Source organism: Candidatus Pelagibacter sp. HIMB1695, assembly GCF_052047655.1.
In the GTDB taxonomy this organism is placed as follows: domain Bacteria; phylum Pseudomonadota; class Alphaproteobacteria; order Pelagibacterales; family Pelagibacteraceae; genus Pelagibacter.
Window position 1 is genome coordinate 166,481 of the sequence record NZ_JBNAJT010000002.1, and the last position, 20,334, is coordinate 186,814.

Annotated in this window: 17 protein-coding genes; 13 read left to right on the plus strand and 4 right to left on the minus strand. The window is 30.5% G+C overall.

The genetic code is table 11. The features are described 5' to 3' along the window. Nucleotide 1 precedes the first annotated feature (1 nt). Together glpK and ACTTAX_RS07295 are read left to right on the plus strand one after the other, a co-directional pair. Nucleotides 2-1,480: a glycerol kinase GlpK gene (glpK, locus tag ACTTAX_RS07290; RefSeq protein ID WP_440693977.1), complete on the plus strand. Its 1,479-nt coding sequence runs from the start codon at nucleotides 2-4 to the stop codon at nucleotides 1,478-1,480. 8 nt (nucleotides 1,481-1,488) lie between these two features. Then, complete coding sequence (locus ACTTAX_RS07295) at nucleotides 1,489-2,451, plus strand: 2-dehydropantoate 2-reductase N-terminal domain-containing protein (protein WP_440693978.1); 963 nt, start codon at nucleotides 1,489-1,491, stop codon at nucleotides 2,449-2,451. Here the strand turns inward: ACTTAX_RS07295 and ACTTAX_RS07300 are convergent, their stop codons facing one another. Further along, nucleotides 2,452-3,783 carry an NAD(P)-binding domain-containing protein gene (locus ACTTAX_RS07300; protein WP_440693979.1) on the minus strand — a complete coding sequence of 444 codons (1,332 nt, stop codon included), beginning with the start codon at nucleotides 3,781-3,783 and terminating at the stop codon, nucleotides 2,452-2,454. Between the two features lie 81 nt (nucleotides 3,784-3,864). Between ACTTAX_RS07300 and ACTTAX_RS07305 the strand changes: the two genes are divergently transcribed. The 7 genes from ACTTAX_RS07305 (at nucleotide 3,865) to ACTTAX_RS07335 (ending at nucleotide 12,113) form a co-directional block, all read left to right on the plus strand. Continuing rightward, nucleotides 3,865-4,941 carry an ABC transporter ATP-binding protein gene (locus ACTTAX_RS07305; protein WP_440693980.1) on the plus strand — a complete coding sequence of 359 codons (1,077 nt, stop codon included), beginning with the start codon at nucleotides 3,865-3,867 and terminating at the stop codon, nucleotides 4,939-4,941. A 112-nt stretch (nucleotides 4,942-5,053) separates the two neighbouring features. Beyond that, the gene (locus ACTTAX_RS07310) at nucleotides 5,054-6,376 is read left to right on the plus strand and encodes an ABC transporter substrate-binding protein (protein ID WP_440693981.1); all 1,323 of its coding nucleotides are present in this window, start codon (nucleotides 5,054-5,056) and stop codon (nucleotides 6,374-6,376) included. Between the two features lie 47 nt (nucleotides 6,377-6,423). Continuing rightward, a complete protein-coding gene (locus ACTTAX_RS07315) occupies nucleotides 6,424-7,683 on the plus strand; it encodes a carbohydrate ABC transporter permease (RefSeq protein ID WP_440693982.1) in 1,260 nt (419 codons plus the stop codon). Further along, a complete protein-coding gene (locus ACTTAX_RS07320; RefSeq protein ID WP_440693983.1) occupies nucleotides 7,673-8,866 on the plus strand; it encodes a carbohydrate ABC transporter permease in 1,194 nt (397 codons plus the stop codon). Before ACTTAX_RS07315 ends, ACTTAX_RS07320 begins: the two co-directional genes overlap by 11 nt. Beyond that, a complete protein-coding gene (locus tag ACTTAX_RS07325; protein WP_440693984.1) occupies nucleotides 8,866-10,122 on the plus strand; it encodes an MGH1-like glycoside hydrolase domain-containing protein in 1,257 nt (418 codons plus the stop codon). The genes ACTTAX_RS07320 and ACTTAX_RS07325 overlap by 1 nt, the downstream gene beginning before the upstream one ends. A 51-nt stretch (nucleotides 10,123-10,173) precedes the next feature. Continuing rightward, nucleotides 10,174-11,325 (plus strand): iron-containing alcohol dehydrogenase, encoded by a 1,152-nt coding sequence (locus ACTTAX_RS07330; protein ID WP_440693985.1) that lies wholly within the window; start codon nucleotides 10,174-10,176, stop codon nucleotides 11,323-11,325. Next, entirely contained in the window at nucleotides 11,325-12,113 is a 789-nt protein-coding gene (locus ACTTAX_RS07335; RefSeq protein ID WP_440693986.1) for a type 1 glutamine amidotransferase, read from the plus strand. Before ACTTAX_RS07330 ends, ACTTAX_RS07335 begins: the two co-directional genes overlap by 1 nt. Here the strand turns inward: ACTTAX_RS07335 and ACTTAX_RS07340 are convergent. Next, nucleotides 12,105-13,790 carry a formate--tetrahydrofolate ligase gene (locus tag ACTTAX_RS07340; RefSeq protein WP_440693987.1) on the minus strand — a complete coding sequence of 562 codons (1,686 nt, stop codon included), beginning with the start codon at nucleotides 13,788-13,790 and terminating at the stop codon, nucleotides 12,105-12,107. The genes ACTTAX_RS07335 and ACTTAX_RS07340 overlap by 9 nt on opposite strands. A 124-nt stretch (nucleotides 13,791-13,914) precedes the next feature. Between ACTTAX_RS07340 and ACTTAX_RS07345 the strand changes: the two genes are divergently transcribed. Genes ACTTAX_RS07345 through ACTTAX_RS07360 form a run of 4 tightly spaced genes read left to right on the plus strand, consistent with a single transcriptional unit; the run spans nucleotide 13,915 to nucleotide 19,021 of the window. Next, the gene (locus ACTTAX_RS07345) at nucleotides 13,915-15,171 is read left to right on the plus strand and encodes a sarcosine oxidase subunit beta family protein (RefSeq protein ID WP_440614112.1); all 1,257 of its coding nucleotides are present in this window, start codon (nucleotides 13,915-13,917) and stop codon (nucleotides 15,169-15,171) included. Further along, entirely contained in the window at nucleotides 15,172-15,441 is a 270-nt protein-coding gene (locus ACTTAX_RS07350; RefSeq protein ID WP_075506172.1) for a sarcosine oxidase subunit delta, read from the plus strand. It begins immediately after the preceding gene. Then, nucleotides 15,441-18,437 (plus strand): sarcosine oxidase subunit alpha family protein, encoded by a 2,997-nt coding sequence (locus ACTTAX_RS07355; protein ID WP_440693988.1) that lies wholly within the window; start codon nucleotides 15,441-15,443, stop codon nucleotides 18,435-18,437. The genes ACTTAX_RS07350 and ACTTAX_RS07355 overlap by 1 nt, the downstream gene beginning before the upstream one ends. Continuing rightward, nucleotides 18,434-19,021 carry a sarcosine oxidase gene (locus tag ACTTAX_RS07360; RefSeq protein ID WP_440693989.1) on the plus strand — a complete coding sequence of 196 codons (588 nt, stop codon included), beginning with the start codon at nucleotides 18,434-18,436 and terminating at the stop codon, nucleotides 19,019-19,021. The genes ACTTAX_RS07355 and ACTTAX_RS07360 overlap by 4 nt, the downstream gene beginning before the upstream one ends. On the opposite strand, the gene ACTTAX_RS07365 is transcribed toward ACTTAX_RS07360, so the two are convergent. Beyond that, nucleotides 19,022-19,873: a DMT family transporter gene (locus tag ACTTAX_RS07365; RefSeq protein WP_440693990.1), complete on the minus strand. Its 852-nt coding sequence runs from the start codon at nucleotides 19,871-19,873 to the stop codon at nucleotides 19,022-19,024. It lies immediately after the preceding gene. Nucleotides 19,874-19,893: 20 nt separating this feature from the next. Then, nucleotides 19,894-20,334, minus strand: a complete 441-nt coding sequence (locus ACTTAX_RS07370; RefSeq protein WP_440693991.1) for a hypothetical protein — start codon at nucleotides 20,332-20,334, stop codon at nucleotides 19,894-19,896.

The following is a 20,334-nucleotide window of genomic DNA, read 5'->3' on the forward strand; positions in this document are numbered from 1 at the left end:
ATTGAAAAAATTTATTATTTCCATCGATCAAGGAACGACATCTTCAAGAGTAATTTTATTTGATACAAAAGGTAATATTGTTTTTGTTTCACAATATGAATTTAAACAATATTTTCCAAAAAATGGCTGGGTTGAACATAATCCAAATGAGATCTGGTCCACAACACTTAGAGCTTTAAAACAAGTAATAAATAAAGCAAAAAAATTAAAAGGTCACATACTTACAATCGGAATTACAAATCAAAGGGAAACTACAATTCTATGGAATAAAAAAACAGGAGAGCCAATTTATAATGCGATTGTATGGCAAGATAGAAGAACTCAAGACTACTGTAAATTACTTAAGAAAAAAAATTATGAAAACTCATTTAGAAATAAAACTGGATTATTTATTGATCCATATTTTTCAGCAACTAAAATTAAATGGATTTTAGATAACGTTAAAATTTCAAAAAAACTTCTTAGTTCGAATGATTTATTGTTTGGGACTGTAGATACATTTTTGATTTGGAAATTAACAAAAGGTAAGCAGCATTTAACCGAAGCATCTAATGCAAGCAGAACAATGCTTTATAATATTAATAACAATAAATGGGATAAAGAAATTTTAAAAAAACTAAATATTCCACAAAAGATTTTACCAGAAGTTAAAAACTCAGCAGATAATTTTGGAAAAACAGATAAAAAAATTACAGGAGTTGAAATTTCAATTTCTGCAGTACTTGGTGATCAACAAGCTGCAGCATTTGGACAAACTTGTTTCGAAAAAGGGTCTATAAAAAGTACGTATGGTACCGGTGCATTTGTTATTATGAATACCGGTCCAAAGAAAATTAATTCAAAAAACAAATTACTGACTACAATTTGTTATCGATTAAATAATAAAAATACTTACGCTCTAGAAGGTTCAATTTTTATAGCTGGCGCAGGAGTACAATGGCTAAGAGATAAAGTAAAATTAATTAATAAAGCACCTGAAACTGAAAAAATTTCAAAGTCATCTAAAATTAATGATGGTGTTTTTGTTGTACCAGCTTTTAGCGGAATGGGAGCACCTTATTGGAGACCAGATGCAAGAGGAGTAATTACAGGGCTAACAAGAAATAGTGATTGGAAAAGTATAGTTAGAGCGACATTAGAGTCAGTTGGTTATCAAAGTTTTGATTTATTTGATTCAATGAACAAGGATGGTTTGAAACCAAGAGTAGTTAAGGTAGATGGTGGAATGGTTGCAAATAATTGGTTCACACAATTTTTAGCTGACATTATTAATTTAAAAGTTGTTAGACCAAAAATATTAGAAACAACTGCTTTGGGTGTAGCTTTATTAGCTGGACTTCAAATAGGAGTATATAAATCTTTAAATCAAATCAAAAATATGTGGAAAAAAGATCGTGTTTTCTCACCAAATATTAAAAAAACATTAAGAAATGAACTTTTAGCAGGATGGAAACTAGCAATTAAAAAAACTTTAGCGTAACTAGTCTTATGAAAAAAGTTTTAATAATAGGAGCGGGTGCAATGGGTGCTGCATTTACTTTTCCCCTAGCTGATAATAATCATAAAGTAACTTTAACCGAGCCTTACAGTAAAGATCTATTAAATAAATTAATAACCAAAAACAAATTTCATCCAGCATTAAAACTTAAGTTATCCAAAAGAGTTTTTGTCAAAAAATTTTCATCAGACTTACTTAATGAAAAATGGGACTTAGTTGTTGTTGGAGTAAGTTCTATTGGAATTGAAATGGTTAGACAGCATTTAAAAAATATAAAGAGAAAAGTTTCTATTCTCGTTTTGACCAAAGGTCTTAAATATGATCGAAATAATAAAAAAATTATTACTATGTCTGAGCAGCTAAACAAAGGAAATCAAAATTTAAATATTTCAGTTTTAAAAGGACCTTGTTTGGCAAAAGAGTTAGCAAAAAAAATCAAAAGTTACACCGTGATAGCAAACAAGAATATTAATATTGCAAAAAATATAGGAAAATTGATCTCGACTAAATATTACAAAACAGAATATTCAAGTGATGTAAAAGGCGTTGAATTTTCATCTGCAATTAAAAACATATATTCAATGATTATTGGATCGGGTGAAGGTGAAAATACTGCTTCAGCTTTATTTAGAAAATCATTGGATGAAATGGAATATTTAATAAAATATTTCAGAGGTAAAAAAGAAACAGTTCATGGGTTAGCCGGAGTTGGCGACCTATATGTTAGTGCAGTTGGAGGAAGGAATAGTAAAATGGGGGAATACTTAGGAAAAGGTTATACTTTTAAAATTGCAAAAAATAAATTTATGAAAAATGATACAGTAGAGGGCGCAGAACTAGCTAAAGAGATTGCACCCTATATTTTGAAAAAAATTAATAAAAATAAAATACCACTTATGTATGCACTATTAAGTGCAATCACAAAAAATAAAAAATTAAAAATTAACTATTAATTATTTATTTAAAAAAGTCTTCATCGAGTCGTCCATCGCAGTTTCCCATGGAGTATGGTGTATAGGTGCAACAGAACCTGTAACAGGTGATGAAAACGATTTGTTTCTGTAAGTTAAGATATCTTCTACTTTATGATGTTCCCATTCTTTGAAATGTTTTCTGATTAATTCAAAATCTATTTTTGGATAATCAGACATATCATGAAGTTCTTTTGTGTACTCAGTTTGAAAATCAATCATTTGATCTGGGTTTTCTAATTTTTCCTCCATAGCAACCCATTTATTGATATCTTTGTTGATTTCATCAGCACTTGGCATTTTAATTTTCCTCATAATCACATCTCTTGCAAACCATGCTTGGCAATCAAACATATTAAAAGTATGGAATTGATCTTGCATACCAAGATATAAAAGTTTGTGATTATCTTGCCAAACAACTCCTTTATATAATTTTGGTGGATATAATCTGTTATGTGTTTTTAACTTTATACTTTCATCTAAAAATGGAAAGTGATGCAGGTAACCAGTGCATAATATTATTGCATCTGCATCTTGTTCAGTACCATCTTTAAAGATTGCTTTTTTTCCTTCCAATCTATCCAGATAATGAACTTCTTTCATACCTTTAGGCCATTTAAATCCCATAGGTGCATTTCGATATCCAATAGTTACACTATTAGCTCCATATTTATTACACTGTAAAGCAACATCTTCAGCTGAATAACTGCTTCCTAAAACAATAACATCTTTTCCTCTAAATTCCTCAGCATCTCTAAAATCATGTGAGTGCATTATTCTTCCAGGAAAAGAATTCATTCCTTTATATTCAGGAATAAAAGGAACTGAGAAATGACCAGTAGAAACTACTAAATAATCAAATGTATCTTTTGAAATTTCATCTTTAACTTTGTCTTGATAAGTTATTTCAAATTTTTCATTTCTGAAAGTTACATTGGTTACTTTTGTATTTAATTTAACTTTATTTTTAAGTTTGCCTTTACTCACTCTTCCAAGAATATAATCTTGCAAAACTTCTCTTGGAGGGAAAGAAGGAATTGGTTGTCCAAAATGTTCATCAAAAGAATAATCAGCAAATTCTAAACATTCTTTAGGACCATTGGACCATAAATATCTATACATACTATTATGAACTGGGTCTCCATATTGGTCACTACCTGTTCTCCAATTATAATTCCACAAACCTCCCCAATCTTCCTGTTTTTCAAAACAAACTATTTCGGGAATTTTTTCACCTTTATTTTCTAAGTGTTCGAATGCTCTTAACATTGATAGACCGCAAGGTCCTGCTCCAATAATTGCAATTTTGCTCATTGTGTTTTCTCCAGTTTATAAATGTGCTAAATAAATATAATCAAATATAAACTGAAAATACAATATAAATATTAACTTAAGATGGCAGAGATAAATATTTCGAATATAAATAAATCTTTTGGATCTACACATGTGATCAAAGATGTGTCTCTAGATATTAAAAGTGAATCTTTCACTGTATTGGTTGGACCAAGCGGATGTGGTAAATCAACAATGTTAAGAATGATTGCTGGCTTAGAGGAGATCAATTCAGGAACAATTTCAATAGATGGACAAGTTGTAAATGACCTTCCTCCTAAAGAAAGAAATATCGCAATGGTCTTTCAATCATATGCTTTGTATCCACATATGACTGTGTTTGACAACATGGCTTTTGGATTAAAGATTGAAAAAAAATCTAAAGAAGAAATTACTGAAAGAGTTATGGAGGCTGCTAAAATTCTGCAAATTGAAGAATACTTAGAGAGAAAACCAAAACAATTGTCAGGAGGACAAAGACAAAGAGTTGCAATTGGTAGAGCCATTACAAGAAAACCAAAAGTATTTTTGTTTGACGAACCTTTGTCTAACTTAGATGCAGCTTTAAGAGTTCAGATGAGAGTAGAATTAGCTAAATTGCATGATCAATTAAATGCAACAATGATTTATGTTACACACGATCAAACAGAAGCAATGACACTCGCAGATGATATAGTTGTATTGGATCAGGGTATAGTTTCTCAAAAAGGATCACCTTTAAAATTATACAATGAGCCAGAAAATTTATTTGTTGGGGGTTTTATCGGTTCACCAAAGATGAATTTTATTAATTCTAAAGTTATAAGTTCTAATAATTCTGTAACCGAAGTTGAAATTTCAGGACAAGGAAAAATTATCGTTCCAAAAACTTCAGATAAAGTTTCACCTGGCGATAATGTAAAGATTGGTATTAGACCTGAGCATATCTTAATCAATAGTGGTGAAAAATGCTGGGAGAGTAAGGTATTCGTAATTGAAAAATTAGGTTCATCTACTTTTTTATATCTAGAAAAAGATGGGGAGCCATTAGTAGTCCAAACTGATGGAGCTAGTAAAGTCAATGTTGGAGATAGTCTTAGTTTAGGATTCGATCTAAGCAAATGCCATTTATTCGACGGCAATAATTTAGCCTTTAAATAAAGGTTTTTTTAAAAATTCTTGAAATTAAAGCATTACAGGGATGACACTATTGCATAAGAAATTTTTTCTAAAAAATATTAAGATTTAAATAAATAATTAACAAGAGGTAATTATGTTTAAAAAAACTTTAATACTATTATCTGCTGTAGCATTTTTTATAAACAATGTTGCTTTTGCAGATATCAAGTTTTGGACAACTGAAACTCAACCAGCAAGAATGGCTAAGCAAGAAGATATGGCTAAAGCCTTTGAAGCAAAAACTGGTATTGCAGTTGAAGTTATTCCAATCGATGAAAAAGAATTAGGTAAAAGAGCAACTGCTGCAGCTGCTGCAGGTGATTTACCTGATGTAATTTATCATACACTACAGTATGTATTGCCATGGGCTGAAGCTGGAATTTTAGATGTTGATGCTAACAATGACGTGGTTAAAGAATTAGGTAAGAAAACTTTTGCACCTGGTGCTTTAAAGATGGCTAAAAAAGGAAATAAGATAGCTGCTGTTCCTGTAGATGGTTGGACACAAATGATCGTTTATAGAAAAGATTTATTTAAAAAAGCAGGCTTAGAACCACCAACAAGTTATGAAAACATTGTTAAAGCAGTAGAGGTATTATCTTCTGATGATATGTTTGGTTTTGTTGCTGCAACTAAAACAGATGAAAACTTTATGAGTCAAGTTTTAGAGCATGTTTTATTGGCTAACGGAGTGAATATAGTAAAAAAAGGTAATCAAGGCTGGAAATTAAAAAGAGCTTTAGAGTTTTATAAAACAATAGCTAAAGCAAGTCCTCCAGGAGAATTATACTGGAAACAGTCAAGAGAACTTTATTTTGCTGGAAAAACTCCAATGATTATTTGGTCTCCATTTATTATGGATGAACTTGCTGGCTTAAGAGATTCAGCTCCACCAACAATTAATGACGACCCAACATCATCTGAACTTGCATCTAAAACTGGTTTTATAACTAATTTAAGTGGACCAGGTAATAAAAGTGGTGCTGCTTGGGCAGATGTTAGATACTTTGGAATAACAGCAGATGCTGACACTGATGAAGCAAAACAATTTATAATGTATTCAATGGATGAAGGTTATACGAGTACATTATCAATTGCACCAGAAGGTAAGTTTCCTGTAAGAAGAGGTAACTCAACTGATCCTGAGGCTTTCACTAAAGCTTGGAGCAAATTACCAGTCGGTGTTGATAGAAAAGCTGCTTTGACAGATTTGTACTCAGCAGATGTTATCAATAATATTGTTGCTGGTTTAGATACAGCGAGTAGATGGGGAGTTAAAGAAGGTAAACTTTCAAAAGCTTCTAAAATAATAAATTCTCAGTTCTTAAACCGTATCACAAGATTGTATATTGATGATCAAATCGATGTTGATGAAGCAGTTGATATGATTAACAAAGCATTAAAACAGTTCAATTAATTTTAATTTTTTAAAAAAGCGGATAATATTAATTATCCGCTTTTTTTATGAGTAATTCACTTTCAAAAATAGAAAAAAGAACTGCCTATGCTTTAACTTTGCCTGCAGTTCTAATCGTATTTGCAATAGTATTATTTCCAATATTTTCAAATGTTTGGATTAGTTTTAAAGAAGTTCAATTAAAAGATATAAGAATTCCAGAGCCAAGAGCAAAAAAAATAGTCAAATCTATTAAAAACGAAGATACAAAAATTAAGATTATCTATAAATTAAGAAATAGTTCCTTAATTCAAGACATTAGAGATGTTAAATTCCAGGATAAATTCCCAAGCAATGTTAACCCAATTGATTTAGATCAGAGATGTAAGTTTCTTTCAAATAAAGTTCAGTGTGATTTTGGTAATTGGTCAAAAAAATACAGAGAGCAATTTGTAATTTTTTTTGAAACAAAAAATGGTGAAAAGATTGATAAAAAACAATTTAAATTAAATAAACCTTATTTAAAAGGAAAAGCAGATAACATTCTTTTGACAAGTGATTTTACTTTGTCAAATTTTAAAAAAGTAATCACAAACTATGAATTTAAAGATTTATTATTAACAACATTTTATTATACTTTTTTTGGAACAGTGGGTGCAATTGTTTTTGGAATTTTGTCAGCCCAAATGGTAAATCAAAAGTTTAGAGGTCGAAGCTTTGTTAGAAGTACGTTATTGTTTCCCTATGTAGCTCCAGTTGTGGCTTTGGCATTTACTTGGGAGCTTTTATTAGATCCTAATAGCGGTACTTTAAACAACCTTCTACTGAATTATAATATTATAGATAAGCCAATAAATTTGTTAGGTCAAAAGTATGTATCTATTTTTGTTTTTGGTTTTGAATTTAAATTAAGATTAGCATTAACAACTGTTATTATCTTTGAAATCTGGAGATATTTTCCTTTGGCTTTCCTTTTTATTTTAGCAAGACTTCAAGCAGTTCCTAAAGAACTTTATGAGGCTGCAGATATTGATGGAGCAGGTCCTTACACCAAATTTATGAATATAACATTGCCGCAGATTACAGCAGTAATTTCAATTTTATTTATGATTAGATTTATTTGGAATTTTAACAAGTTTGAAGATATTTTTCTATTAACAGGTGGTGCATCAGGTACCAGAACACTCCCAATAAATGTTTATGAACAGGGATTTTCAATAGGAAATATTGGAATGGGATCTGCTGTATCAATGGTCATTGTATTATTACTTTTATTTTTTATGTTAATTTATTTTAAGTTGATAGGAAAAAGAGCCAATGAGAGTTAAATCAATTATTACTTTCAGTTTAATTTCTTCATTTTTTTTATTTTCTCTAATTTCTATTTGGAAAATTCTTTCTACATTACAAGGAATTGAACTTAAAACTTTAAATTTCAATTTTTATTTTTTAAGTGGAATTATAATTTCTATTATTTCGATTTTCTTAAGTGAAAAATTAAACAAGTTATTTAAAGTAATTTTATTAGCATCTGTGTTTGTGTTAGTTGATTATTTTATTAATAGTTCTTTACCTATTTGGCATTATATAGGTACATTTCTGATCTTATTATTTTTTGTAAATAAGCTATTTAATTATAACAAGAAACATTTTAGTTATGATTTTTCAGCACAAATTATATTTTTTGATTTTTTAACTTTATTTGGAATAATTTTTTTTTCTTTTGTAATTTTATTCCCATTTTACTTGATGTTAGTAACAAGTTTCAAAACTCAAGCTCTTTTATTAATTAATCCTTTAGATTTCAGTGTTGATTTAACACAAGATATAAAAACCTTATTCAAATCCTATATTGTAGTTTTTACAGAATATAATTTTGGCAAGTATATGCTTAATAGTTCAATTGTGTCAGTAGGTACGGTTATAATTACATTATTACTTGGGATCCCAGCAGCTTATGCAGTTGCAAGATTGAACTTTTTTGGAAAACACTTTTTATCTACCTCTATTTTAATTATTTATATGTTTCCTGCAATAGTGCTTGTAATTCCTCTCTACACTGTTTTTAGCCAGTTAGGTTTAAGAAATTCTGTATTTGGATTATTGATTATTTATACAGCTACAACACTGCCAGTTGCAATTTATATGCTTCAAGGATATTTCAAAAGTATACCAAAGGAACTTGAAGAAGCAGGTATAATGGATGGACAAAATTGGTTTGGAATTATTGTTAAAATCATTTTACCTTTAAGTTTACCAGCAATTGCCTCTGTAGCATTATATGTATTCATGATTGCTTGGAATGAATTTTTATTTTCACTAATGTTTTTGGATAGTCCTAGTTCATTTACACTATCAAGAGCGATACAGTTTTTAAATGTTGGAGCTGAAACGCCTAGACAATATTTGATGGCTGGTTCAGTAGTTGTAACTTTACCAATTTTATTTATTTTTGTTTATTTTGAAAAATATTTAGTCAGTGGATTAACATCAGGGAGCGTTAAGGGTTAATGAGTTTGTTAAAAAGAGAAGCTGAAAATATTTTATTAAATAATAGGCGTGAGGGATATACTCTGCCCACAAATAATAAGTTATACCCAGCCCAATGGAATTGGGACTCAGCATATATAGCACTCGGTTATTCTTATTTTAATAAAGAATATGCAATAGTTGAGCTAGAAAAGTTGTTCGAGGGACAATGGTCTGATGGTATGGTTCCTCATATTTTATTTCATCATAAGGATGAAAATTATTTTCCCAATCATAATACTTGGCAGTGTGGTGATAAAATTCCATCATCTGGAATAACTCAACCACCTATAGTCTCAAGTATTTTAAAATTAATGTTGGATAAGCATGAATTTAGTTCTAGTGAAATGGAAAGAATTTTGAATTTAGTAAAAAAAACAAAAAATTATTTAGAATGGTTTTACAAATATAGAGACCCAAATGATACTGGTTTAGTTTCTATATTACATCCATGGGAAAGTGGCACAGATAATTCACCTTTATGGGATTTTCCTTTAAGTAAAATTTTAATTGAAGAAAATCTTGAATACAAAAGAAGAGATTTAGATGTTTCAAGTAGTGATGTACGACCACTTAAAAGGGACTATGATTGTTACATTACTCTTTTAAATCAGTTCAGAAATGAAAAATATAATCCTGAAAAACTCTATGATATTTCAATGTTTAATGTCGCTGATATAGGTTTTAATTCTTTATTTTTGAAAGCTTGTAAAGATCTAGTCGATATTGCAACAAAAAATAATATTGACTGCACATCAATACAAAAAAAAATAATACAAACTGAGAATAAATTAATTAGTTTATATAACAAAAGTGATAATTCATTTTACTCATTTGATATTTTAAATAAGCAATCATTAGAAATCCCTTCAATTACAAATTATTTCATATTGTTTGCAGATTTAAAAAATCAAGAAATTAATAACTCAGTAATTCAAAGTTTAAAAGAATATAATTCGAATGAAAAATATTTTTTTTCTTCGATAAAATCTGATAGTAAATATTTTGAGGAGATAAGATATTGGAGAGGACCTGTTTGGATTAATTGTAATTGGATTTTATACAAAGGATTATTAGAAAAAGATCCAGAATTTGCTAATAAAATCAAATCACTCACCTTGGATTTAATACATGAAAAGAATTTTCATGAATATTACAGTTGTAAATCAGGAACTCCTTATGGAGCTAATAATTTTTCTTGGTCTGCTGCATTATATTTAGATTTAATCAATAATTAATTTTTAAGTGATTAATTAATCAAATATATATATTCTTTTTATAAAAATAATATGAATTGGAATTATCCTACTACTATTTGGTTTGGAGCAGGTAAAATAGAAGATCTTGCAAACGCTTGTTTGAGCTTAAAAATTAAAAGTCCACTTTTTGTAACTGACAAGGATCTTTTAAATCTACCAATGACTTCAAAAGTAATTGAAAAATTAAAAAAAGACTTTGATCATTTACAAGTATTTTCACAATTTTCAGGAAACCCAACTGGAAAAAACGTAATGGATGGGGTCTCTTTATATATAGAAAAAAAATGTGATGGAGTAATTGCCTTTGGTGGAGGCAGTGCATTAGATGTCGGAAAGGGAATAGCTTTTATGTGCGGTCAAAAAAGACCTATATGGGATTTTGAAGATATAGGTGATTATTGGACAAGAGCTGATGGAAATAAAATTTCTCCAATTATAGCGGTTCCAACTACCGCAGGAACAGGCTCAGAAACAGGAAGAGCTTCAGCCATAATTAATGAAGAAACAGGAATAAAAAAAATAATTTTTCATCCAAAAATTTTACCTTCTATTGTAATTTTAGATCCAAATTTAACTAAAGATCTTCCACCAAGAATAACAGCTGCAACAGGAATGGATGCACTTGCTCACAATCTCGAGGCTTTTTGTGCACCTGGATTTCACCCAATGGCAGATGGTATCGCGCTTGAGGGTATAAGGTTAATTAAAAATTCTTTAATAGAGGTTTATAAAAATGGTACTAACATAGAAGCTAGATCTGAAATGTTAGCAGCATCTAGCATGGGTTCTACTGCTTTTCAAAAGGGTCTTGGTGCAATACATTCTTTAAGTCATCCAATAAATGCACAGTTTGATGTACATCATGGTTTAAGTAACGCGATATTTATGCCTTATGTTTTAACTTTCAATAAATCAGTTATTGAAAACAGAATTATATCTATTTGTAATTATCTTAATCTAAATAGTACATTTGAAAGCTTTTTAGAATGGATATTAAATTTGCGTAAAGAATTAAACATCCCTCATAAACTTTCAGATGTTATGGATTGTAATGAAATTGATTTAGAAAAACTCTCTTTAATGGCATTTGAAGATCCATCTACAGGAGGCAATCCAAAAAAAATAACAAAAGATGATTTAAAAGAAATGTATAAAAAAAGTATTTCAGGAGAGTTATTTTAATGAAGAAAATTTTGGTGGTAGAAGGTAATTTACAAGAGGAAAATCAAAGTTTTACAGAAGCAGGTATTCAAACTCATACAGAAAGCTTAAAACATAGTCTTTCTCATTTTACTGATCAACTAAATATAGATGTAGTTAATCCATCTTCAGATGAAAAGATAAGCGAGAATATTGATCCATTAGAAAGTTATGATGGTCTTATTTGGGGTGGCAGTAGTTTAAATATTTATAACAAGACACCTCAAATTTTAAGACAAATAGAATTTATGAAAGAGTGTCAGAAAAAAATTAAAAAAGTTCTAGCGATTTGTTGGGGGATGCAAGTTGCAGTAACCGCCGCTGGTGGCGAAGTAAAAAAAGCTGAGAAGGGGTCACACAGAGGGATTGCAAGAGATATTGAAATTAATGAAAATGGTTTAAATCATCCATTATATAAAAACAAAGATAAAAAGTTTAATACTCCAGCATTTAATTTTGATGAAGTTGTTACACTTCCAGAAAATTCTACACTGCTAGCTTCGAACCCAATTAATAACGTTCAAGGTTTAAATTTTAAAATTGGAAATTGTGATGTATGGGGACTTCAGTACCATCCAGAAATTACATATAATAAAATGATTAACTTAATCATTTTTAGAAAAGACAGACTTCTAGAACGTGGTGCTTTTAAAGATCAAAATCATATTGATGATCACATTAAAAATATAGAAATAGAAAACAAAAAATTAGATAAAATTTCCAGAATGAGAGAACTAGAAAATTGGTTGAGTTATCTTAATTTAGAATAATCCTTCTATCTCACCTTTTTCATTTAGTTTAATAGAGTCAGCTGCAGGAACCCTAGGTAATCCAGGCATAGTCATGATTGCACCGCAAATAACCACAATAAACTCTGCACCTGATGATAGCCTTACTTCTCTTACTGGTAAAGCATGACCTGTCGGCGCTCCTTTAAGATTTGGATCTGTTGAAAAACTGTATTGAGTTTTTGCAACACAAATTGGTAAATCACCATATCCAGCTTCTTCAAAATTCTTAAGTTGATCTCTAATTTTTGTATCAGCGATTACTTCATCTGCTCTATAAATTTCTTTTGCAATAGTCTCTATTTTTTTAAACAAAGGTGTTTTGCTTTCGTATAAAAATTGAAATTTAGCTTCATCTTTTTCACATAATTCTGAAACATGAGCTGCTAATTCTTTTGTACCTTCACCACCATTTGCCCAATGAGTACACAGACTAGCTTTAACACCTAAATTATCACAGAAATCTATAAGTGCTTTCACTTCGTTATCAGTATCTTTTATAAAATGATTAACTGCTACAGCCACAGGTAAACCAAACTTTTTAACATTTTGAATATGTCTTTCTAAATTTACTAACCCTTTTTTTAAAGCTTCAACATTTTCATTTTTTAAATTATCTTTAACAACACCACCGTGCATTTTTAAAGCTCTTATAGTTGCAACAATTACTACACAGCTCGGTTTTAAATTTGATTTTCTACATTTAATATCTAAAAACTTTTCTGCACCAAGGTCAGCACCAAATCCTGCTTCGGTTACAACATAGTCTGCTAATTTTAAACCAGTCTTTGTTGCAATAACTGAGTTACAACCATGAGCAATATTCGCAAATGGACCACCATGAATAATTGCAGGATTGTTTTCTAAAGTTTGTGTAACATTAGGTCTGATAGCTTCTTTTAAAAGAACTGTCATAGGACCTTGAGCATTTAAGTCTTTTGCGTAAACTGGTTTTTTTTCTCTAGTATATCCTATAGTTATATTTCCAATTCTTTTTTCTAAATCTTCTAGATCATTTGATAAGCAAAAGATTGCCATTATCTCTGATGCAACTGTAATATCAAAACCATCTTCTCTTGGAAAACCATTTGCTACACCACCTAAGTTTATATTTATGGATCTTAACGATCTATCATTCATGTCCATAACTCTTTTCCAAACAATTCTTCTAACATCGATATCCAGTTTATTTCCCCAATAAATATGATTATCGATTAACGCTGATAACAAATTATGAGCTGAAGTAATTGCATGAAAGTCACCTGTGAAATGTAAATTTATTTGTTCCATTGGAACGACTTGAGCATAACCTCCACCAGCTGCTCCACCTTTCATACCAAAAGAAGGACCTAAGCTTGGTTCTCTAAGACATACGATAGATTTTTTTCCAATTTTATTTAAACCATCATTTAATCCAACCGAAGTTGTAGTTTTTCCTTCACCTGCTGGAGTAGGAGTAATAGCAGTTACTAAAATTAATTTTCCATCTCGCTTGTCTTTTAGTTGCTCTAAATATTCTAAATTTATTTTTGCGATATGTCTGCCCATAGGACTAAACGCAGAGCTTTCATCAGGTACATTTATCTTTGCTAAAATATCATTTATTGGTTGCATTTTAGCTTCTCTAGCTATTTGTATATCTGATTTTACTTCACTCATTCGTTATCCTTTATTGTAAATTTTTTTGCATAATAATTATCTTATTTGAGATTTTTCGAAACTTCTAAAATATATATATAAAAAAAATAAGAACTATTTAAATTCATTAATATAAAATTCCACTATGCAAAAGTATTCTATTTTTAGCTTGGTTAAAAACGCATTAACTGGTCATCAAAATTGGGATTTAGCTTGGAAAGATCCAAATCCTAAAGAAGAGTACGATGTTGTTATCATCGGAGGTGGTGGTCATGGTTTAGCTACCGCATATTATCTAGCTAAAGAACATCAAATTACAAAAGTAGCCATCATTGAAAAAGGATGGATTGGCGGTGGAAACGTTGGACGTAACACTACAATTATCAGATCAAACTACATGCATGATGAGAATGGTCTTTTCAGTGAGTTTGGAATGGATCTATGGAGGAAGATGAGTCAGGACTTAAATTACAATGTAATGTTTTCTCCAAGAGGAATAATTAATCTTGCACACTCAGATGCACAAATGAATGCATACGCAAGAAGAGGAAATTCGATGAGATTAAACGGAATTGATGCAGTTCTTTTGAATAGAGAAGAAGTAAAAGAATTAATTCCAATGGCTGACTTTTCAGATAACGTAAGATTTCCGATCTTTGGTGGATTGATGCAACCAAGCGCTGGAACTGCCCGTCATGATGCAGTTGCTTGGGGATATGCACGTCAAGCAGACTCGATGGGGGTAGATATAATTCAAAATTGTGAAGTCACAGGTTTTGATGTTTCTGCAGGAAAAATAAAAGGGATCAGAACATCTAGAGGAAACATTAAAGCAAAAAAAGTAGGTCTATGCGTTGCTGGTAGCACAAATATTTTAGCAGAAAAATTAAATATGACTTTGCCAATTGAAACTCATCTTTTACAAGCTTGTGTTTCTGAACCAGTGAAACCAGTTTTAGATAAAGTTGTAACTTTTGGTGCAGGTCACTTTTATATTAGTCAATCAGATAAAGGTGAAATGGTAATGGGTGGAGACCTCGATGGTTACAATAGTTACGCTCAAAGAGGTAATCTTCCAACATTACAACATGTTTTAACCGAAGGAATTGCGATGATGCCATTTTTAAGTAAATTAAAAATGTTAAGAACTTGGGGTGGGATTATGGACATGTCAATGGATGGTTCACCAATAATTGATAAAACTCATATTGATGGTTTGTATTTAAATTGTGGATGGTGTTACGGAGGCTTTAAAGCAACTCCAGCATCAGGATGGACATTTGCCCATACTATTGCTCAAGATAGAGTTCATGAATTAAATGCAGGATACAGTTTGAACAGATTTAGTACTGGTCATCTTATTGATGAAAAAGGTCTTGGTACAAAAACTTGGATTTCATAAATGTTACATATTAAATGCCCACATTGTGGAATGAGATCTCAAAATGAATTTTCTTATGGTGGAGATGCTACTGTTAAAAGACCAGAACTAAATAAAGAAGTCACAGATCAAGAATGGGATAATTTCGTATACAATAGAGTTAGTCCCAGAGGAAAACATTTAGAACTTTGGCAGCATTTATCTGGTTGCAGACAGTGGATAAAAGTTGAAAGAGATACTGCAACACATGAAATTTTTAAAACTTATAAAGCTAACGAAGAAATTGCTTAATGACGCAGAGTTATCGAATAGAAACAGGTGGCTTAATAAATAGAAATAAAAAAATTTCTTTTAAGTTCAACGGCACATCTTATTTTGGTTATGAGGGTGACACATTAGCTTCAGCTTTACTTGCAAATGGTGTTCATTTAGTCGGTAGAAGTTTTAAATATCACAGACCCAGAGGGTTTTTTGGTGCAGGAGTTGATGAACCTTATGCAGTTGTTCAACTTTATAGAAATGGTGAAACCGAGCCAAATATTAAAGCAACTGAACAAGAATTATTTGAAGGATTAGAGGCAAGCAGTGTTAATTGTTGGCCAAGTGTTAACTTTGATATTGGAGCAATAAACAATTTTTTAAAGATATTTCTACCTGCTGGATTTTATTACAAAACTTTTATGTGGCCAAAAAGCTTTTGGTATAAAATTTATGAGCCGTTTATAAGAAAAGCAGCTGGATTAGGTGTAGCTTCAACAAAACATGACAAAGAGAGATATGAACATAAATATGAGTATTGTGATCTTTTAATTGCTGGATCTGGGCCATCAGGTTTAGCGAGTGCCTATTCTGCAGCCAAAAACGGAGCCAAAGTTATTTTAGCAGAAGATAAACCAAGATATGGCGGTTCATTATTAACGAGTGATGTGAATATCGGTAATCAATCAGGAAAAGATTGGGCAGATGGTATTATTTCAGAATTGAAAGAAATGCCAAACGTAATAGTAAAAAATAGATCTCAAGTTTTTGGATATTATGATCACAACATGTTGGTAATGTCTGAAAAAGTTAGTGATCATTTACCTAAAACTAAAAAATATCATCCAAACAAAAGACTTTGGTATATTAGAGCAAAAGAAGTTTTAATTTCATCTGGATCAATTGAAAGACCAATTGTTTTTGGAAATAATGATACTCCTGGAGTAATGCTTTCATCTGCAGCTAAAGAATATTTAAAAGTTTATGGCGTCTTAGTTGGAAAAAAACCTTTGGTATTTACAAACAATGATAGTGGCTATGAAACTGCAATTGAATTTAAAAAACATGGAGTTGAGCCTATAGTTTTAGATTCAAGATCAAATCCACAATCAGAAATTATTGATGAAGCAAAAAATTTAGGAATTAATATTAAAAATTCATATGTAGTAGTTGCAGCACAAGGTTATAAAAAAGTAAAATCAGCTGATGTGGCGACTATTTCTGAAGACAAAAAAACACTTGGCAAAATAGAAAATATAAATTGTGACTGTATATGTGTTTCTGGATTTTGGACACCTACAATTCATTTGGCTTCACAATCAGGAAATAAAACTAAATTTAATGAAGAGATAGACGCGTTTGTTCCAGGAGTTTCAAAACAAAATGAAACAACTTTGGGTGCTGCTAATGGTGTGTTTACTCTAGAAGAAACTTTAAAAACATCATTTGAAAAAGGAAAAGAATTATCAAAAAAAATTACTGATAAAGATAATGAAATATCCATTCCAAATGTAGTTGAAAAAAAATATTCTAAACATGATAAGTTTTGGTGTGTTCCATTACCAAAAGGTAAAAGTTATAAAAGATTTTTAGATTTTCAAAATGATGTTGCTGTTTCTGATGTAGAGATTGCATTAAGAGAAGGTTATAGATCGATTGAACATGTGAAAAGATATACCACTTTAGGTATGGCAACAGATCAAGGAAAAACAAGTAATCTAAATGGACTACAATTAGTATCTGAGATTGAAAATAAAGTTGTTCCATCCGTTGGCCACACTACTTTTAGACCTCCTTATACACCTATTTCTATCGGTGCTATTGTTGGTAGAGAAGTAGGAAAGCATTCAAAACCAACTAGAAAATCTCCAATTCACAATTGGCATGAAGAGCATAACGCTGTTTTTGTTGATGCAGGAGTTTGGTTAAGACCAAGATACTATAAAAGAGGAAACGAAACTTTGTTCGAAGCATCAAAAAGAGAAGCGAAAAATGTAAGAACAAACGTTGGTGTTTGTGACGTAACAACACTTGGTAAGATTGACGTTAAGGGTCCTGATGCTGCAGAATTTTTAAACAGAGTATACACAAATGCATGGTTAAAGTTACCTGTTGGAAAAGCAAGATATGGAGTGATGTTAAGAGAAGATGGAATAGTAATGGATGATGGTACAACTACTAGAATTTCAGAAAACCACTATCACATGACAACAACTACTGCTCAAGCAGCCAATGTGCTTTCGCATTTAGAGTATTATTTGCAACTTGTTTGGCCTGAACTTAATGTAAATGTAGTTTCAACAACTGAGCAATGGGCAGGAGCTGCTATAGCAGGCCCTAAATCAAGAGATTTATTACAGAAATTGTTTCCCAAAACAGATGTATCCAATGAAGGTCTTCCATTTATGGGATATGTCGAGGGCGATTTATTTGGTGTTAAAGCTAGAATCTTCAGAATTTCATTTTCAGGTGAATTAGCTTACGAAGTTAATGTTGAGTCTGATAATGGAAGATTTATGTGGGAAAAAATAATTGAAATTGGAGAAGAGTTTCAAATTCAACCATATGGAACTGAAGCATTGTCTACACTTAGAATTGAAATGGGGCATGTTGCAGGTTCTGAATTAGATGGAAGAACAATTCCTTACGACAATGCATTAGAAGGGTTATTGAGTAAAAAGAAAGATTTTATTGGAAAAAGATCACTACAGAGATCAGCTTTTGTAGCTGAAGATAGACAGCGAATTGTAGGCGTTGTTCCATTGGATAAAAAAACTAGTATTCCAGAAGGTTCGCACTTAGTTAAAGACGCTAACGCTCCTTTGCCAAATAAAAAATTAGGTCATATCTCAGCTTCTTGTTGGAGTGTTGAGCATGACAATCCATTTTCATTAGCAATATTAAAAGATGGAAAAAACATGATTGGAGAAAAATTATTTGTAATGTCTCCATTAAAAAATAAAGTAATTCCAGTAGAGATAGTTTCATCACATTATGTGGATCCAAAAGGAGAAAGGGTTAGATCATGAGTTTAATTTCAGCTTTAAATAATGTGCATGCAAAAGGTCAATTTGGAGATTTCGAAGGTAAAGATGATAATAATTTACTTTCAATATCTGAAACTACTAATTTATTAATAGTACAGATAGTTCAGTACAAAAGTTCAAACTCATCATTAGACAACATACAGGCAGATGGCCTATATTTAAGGGACAATCCATCTCTAGTTAGCTTTAATGATAACACAAGAATACTTTGGAACAGTCCAAAAAATTGGATTTTAGTTTCTAAGAAAAAGGACACTTTAAATGAAATAGAGCAAAAATTTAATGATAATGAATTTGCAATAACAGACATATCTCATTCAAAAGCAATAATTGAAATTGAAGGTAAGGAGGCTAAGGAAGTTTTAAAAAAAGGATGCCCATTTAATTTTGGTGAGCTAGAAAAAAATCAATGTTTAAATTCTACTTATAACGGAATGTCAGTAACTATTGATATGCTTGATGATGATCCAGATAAATTTAGAATATTTGGATTAAGAAGTTTTGGTGAATCTCTTTATCACTCAATAACAGACGCATCTTTAGAATTTGGATATATTGCAAAGTAATTATTTATCTCTAGTAGCAATATAAACACCAATAGTAGCTATAAAAAATCCTAAAAGATCTAAATTAGATAATTTCTCATTTAAAAATAACCATGCCATAAATGCAGATGTAGGAGGAATTAAAAAAAATATCGAAACTGTTTTGCTTGCAGAATTTTTTTTAATTAAGAACATAAGTATTGTGAATGCTCCAAAAGACACTAAAAAAATTTGATGACTCATTGCAATTATAAATGTTTTTGAAAATTCAATGTAAGGATCAGCAAAGAAAATTATAATTAATAAATGAAATGCAAAACCTCCAAGTGCTTGGTTCATATTACTTACTGATAAGGGTAGGTTGTTGCTTATTGTTTTTTGCCAAAGAGTTGAACTTGTTATTGCTATCAAAGCTATAATGGTTGCAATTAATCCAGCAGTTGGAATTTTTGTTCCAATTTCAAAACCGAGAACCAATGATGCTCCAATAAATCCTAGTAAAACACCTATCCATTGTTTAATAGAAACCTTCTCTTTAAGTATTGGCCCACTCAATGCATTAGTTAGTATTGGCTGAAGTGTTACAATTAAAGCAGCAAGGCCAGTAGGCATTCCAATAGAAATTGAATAAAAAACGCCTCCTAAATAAAATCCATGAAAAAGAACTCCACTGAAAAAAGATTGTATAAAATTTCTTTTACTTACAATTATTTTCTGCCTTGAATAGATAGAAAAAATTAAAAAACCAAATGCTACAAGTGCAAATCTAAATGCCAACGCAGCAAAAGGATCGCTGTAATCAATGATTGGTTTTGTAGTTATAAATGCGGATGACCAAAGTAAAATAAATATAAATGGGAATACCTTAATCACTGTAATTAATAAATTTAAATTTAATCAATTAAATTTAATTGAATCAAATTTTTTTGCTTAGTTTCTTTACACCACATTTCATAACTTTCACAAACTCTCCAAAGATGATTAAAGGCTCTTTGAGATAATTCCAAAGGGAAATGAGTTTTTGTATAATACAACTTTGGTATTTTAAGCAAAAATTTAACCATAGAATCTTTTTGAATGTCTAAAAGTCTTAATGTTTCTTCATTAATTTTCTTACCAGTAATTTTATCAATAAAATCATTATCTTTTAATTCAGATATCCAATTTTCATGAAATTTTCCTGAGCTAATAAAATCATAATCTTTTGTTGTCATGAAAATCTCAAATGCTTGGATGTTATTAACTTCAGGATTTTGGTTTTTTATCTCAATTATTTTAGAATATATTAGTTCAGCAACTCTTAAAACGTAGGGCTTATCAATTTTAGATGTCAC

What these genes read in the sequence shown, in the direction of transcription:
- ACTTAX_RS07320 (WP_440693983.1), top strand. Translation starts at nt 7,673, where the DNA reads ATGAGAGTTAAATCAATTATTACTTTCAGTTTAATTTCTTCATTTTTT.
- ACTTAX_RS07335 (WP_440693986.1), top strand. Translation starts at nt 11,325, where the DNA reads ATGAAGAAAATTTTGGTGGTAGAAGGTAATTTACAAGAGGAAAATCAA.
- ACTTAX_RS07355 (WP_440693988.1), top strand. Translation starts at nt 15,441, where the DNA reads ATGACGCAGAGTTATCGAATAGAAACAGGTGGCTTAATAAATAGAAAT.
- ACTTAX_RS07305 (WP_440693980.1), top strand. Translation starts at nt 3,865, where the DNA reads ATGGCAGAGATAAATATTTCGAATATAAATAAATCTTTTGGATCTACA.
- ACTTAX_RS07330 (WP_440693985.1), top strand. Translation starts at nt 10,174, where the DNA reads ATGAATTGGAATTATCCTACTACTATTTGGTTTGGAGCAGGTAAAATA.
- ACTTAX_RS07295 (WP_440693978.1), top strand. Translation starts at nt 1,489, where the DNA reads ATGAAAAAAGTTTTAATAATAGGAGCGGGTGCAATGGGTGCTGCATTT.
- ACTTAX_RS07300 (WP_440693979.1), bottom strand. Translation starts at nt 3,783, where the DNA reads ATGAGCAAAATTGCAATTATTGGAGCAGGACCTTGCGGTCTATCAATG.
- ACTTAX_RS07315 (WP_440693982.1), top strand. Translation starts at nt 6,424, where the DNA reads ATGAGTAATTCACTTTCAAAAATAGAAAAAAGAACTGCCTATGCTTTA.
- ACTTAX_RS07325 (WP_440693984.1), top strand. Translation starts at nt 8,866, where the DNA reads ATGAGTTTGTTAAAAAGAGAAGCTGAAAATATTTTATTAAATAATAGG.
- ACTTAX_RS07360 (WP_440693989.1), top strand. Translation starts at nt 18,434, where the DNA reads ATGAGTTTAATTTCAGCTTTAAATAATGTGCATGCAAAAGGTCAATTT.
- ACTTAX_RS07310 (WP_440693981.1), top strand. Translation starts at nt 5,054, where the DNA reads ATGTTTAAAAAAACTTTAATACTATTATCTGCTGTAGCATTTTTTATA.
- ACTTAX_RS07340 (WP_440693987.1), bottom strand. Translation starts at nt 13,790, where the DNA reads ATGAGTGAAGTAAAATCAGATATACAAATAGCTAGAGAAGCTAAAATG.
- ACTTAX_RS07350 (WP_075506172.1), top strand. Translation starts at nt 15,172, where the DNA reads ATGTTACATATTAAATGCCCACATTGTGGAATGAGATCTCAAAATGAA.
- ACTTAX_RS07345 (WP_440614112.1), top strand. Translation starts at nt 13,915, where the DNA reads ATGCAAAAGTATTCTATTTTTAGCTTGGTTAAAAACGCATTAACTGGT.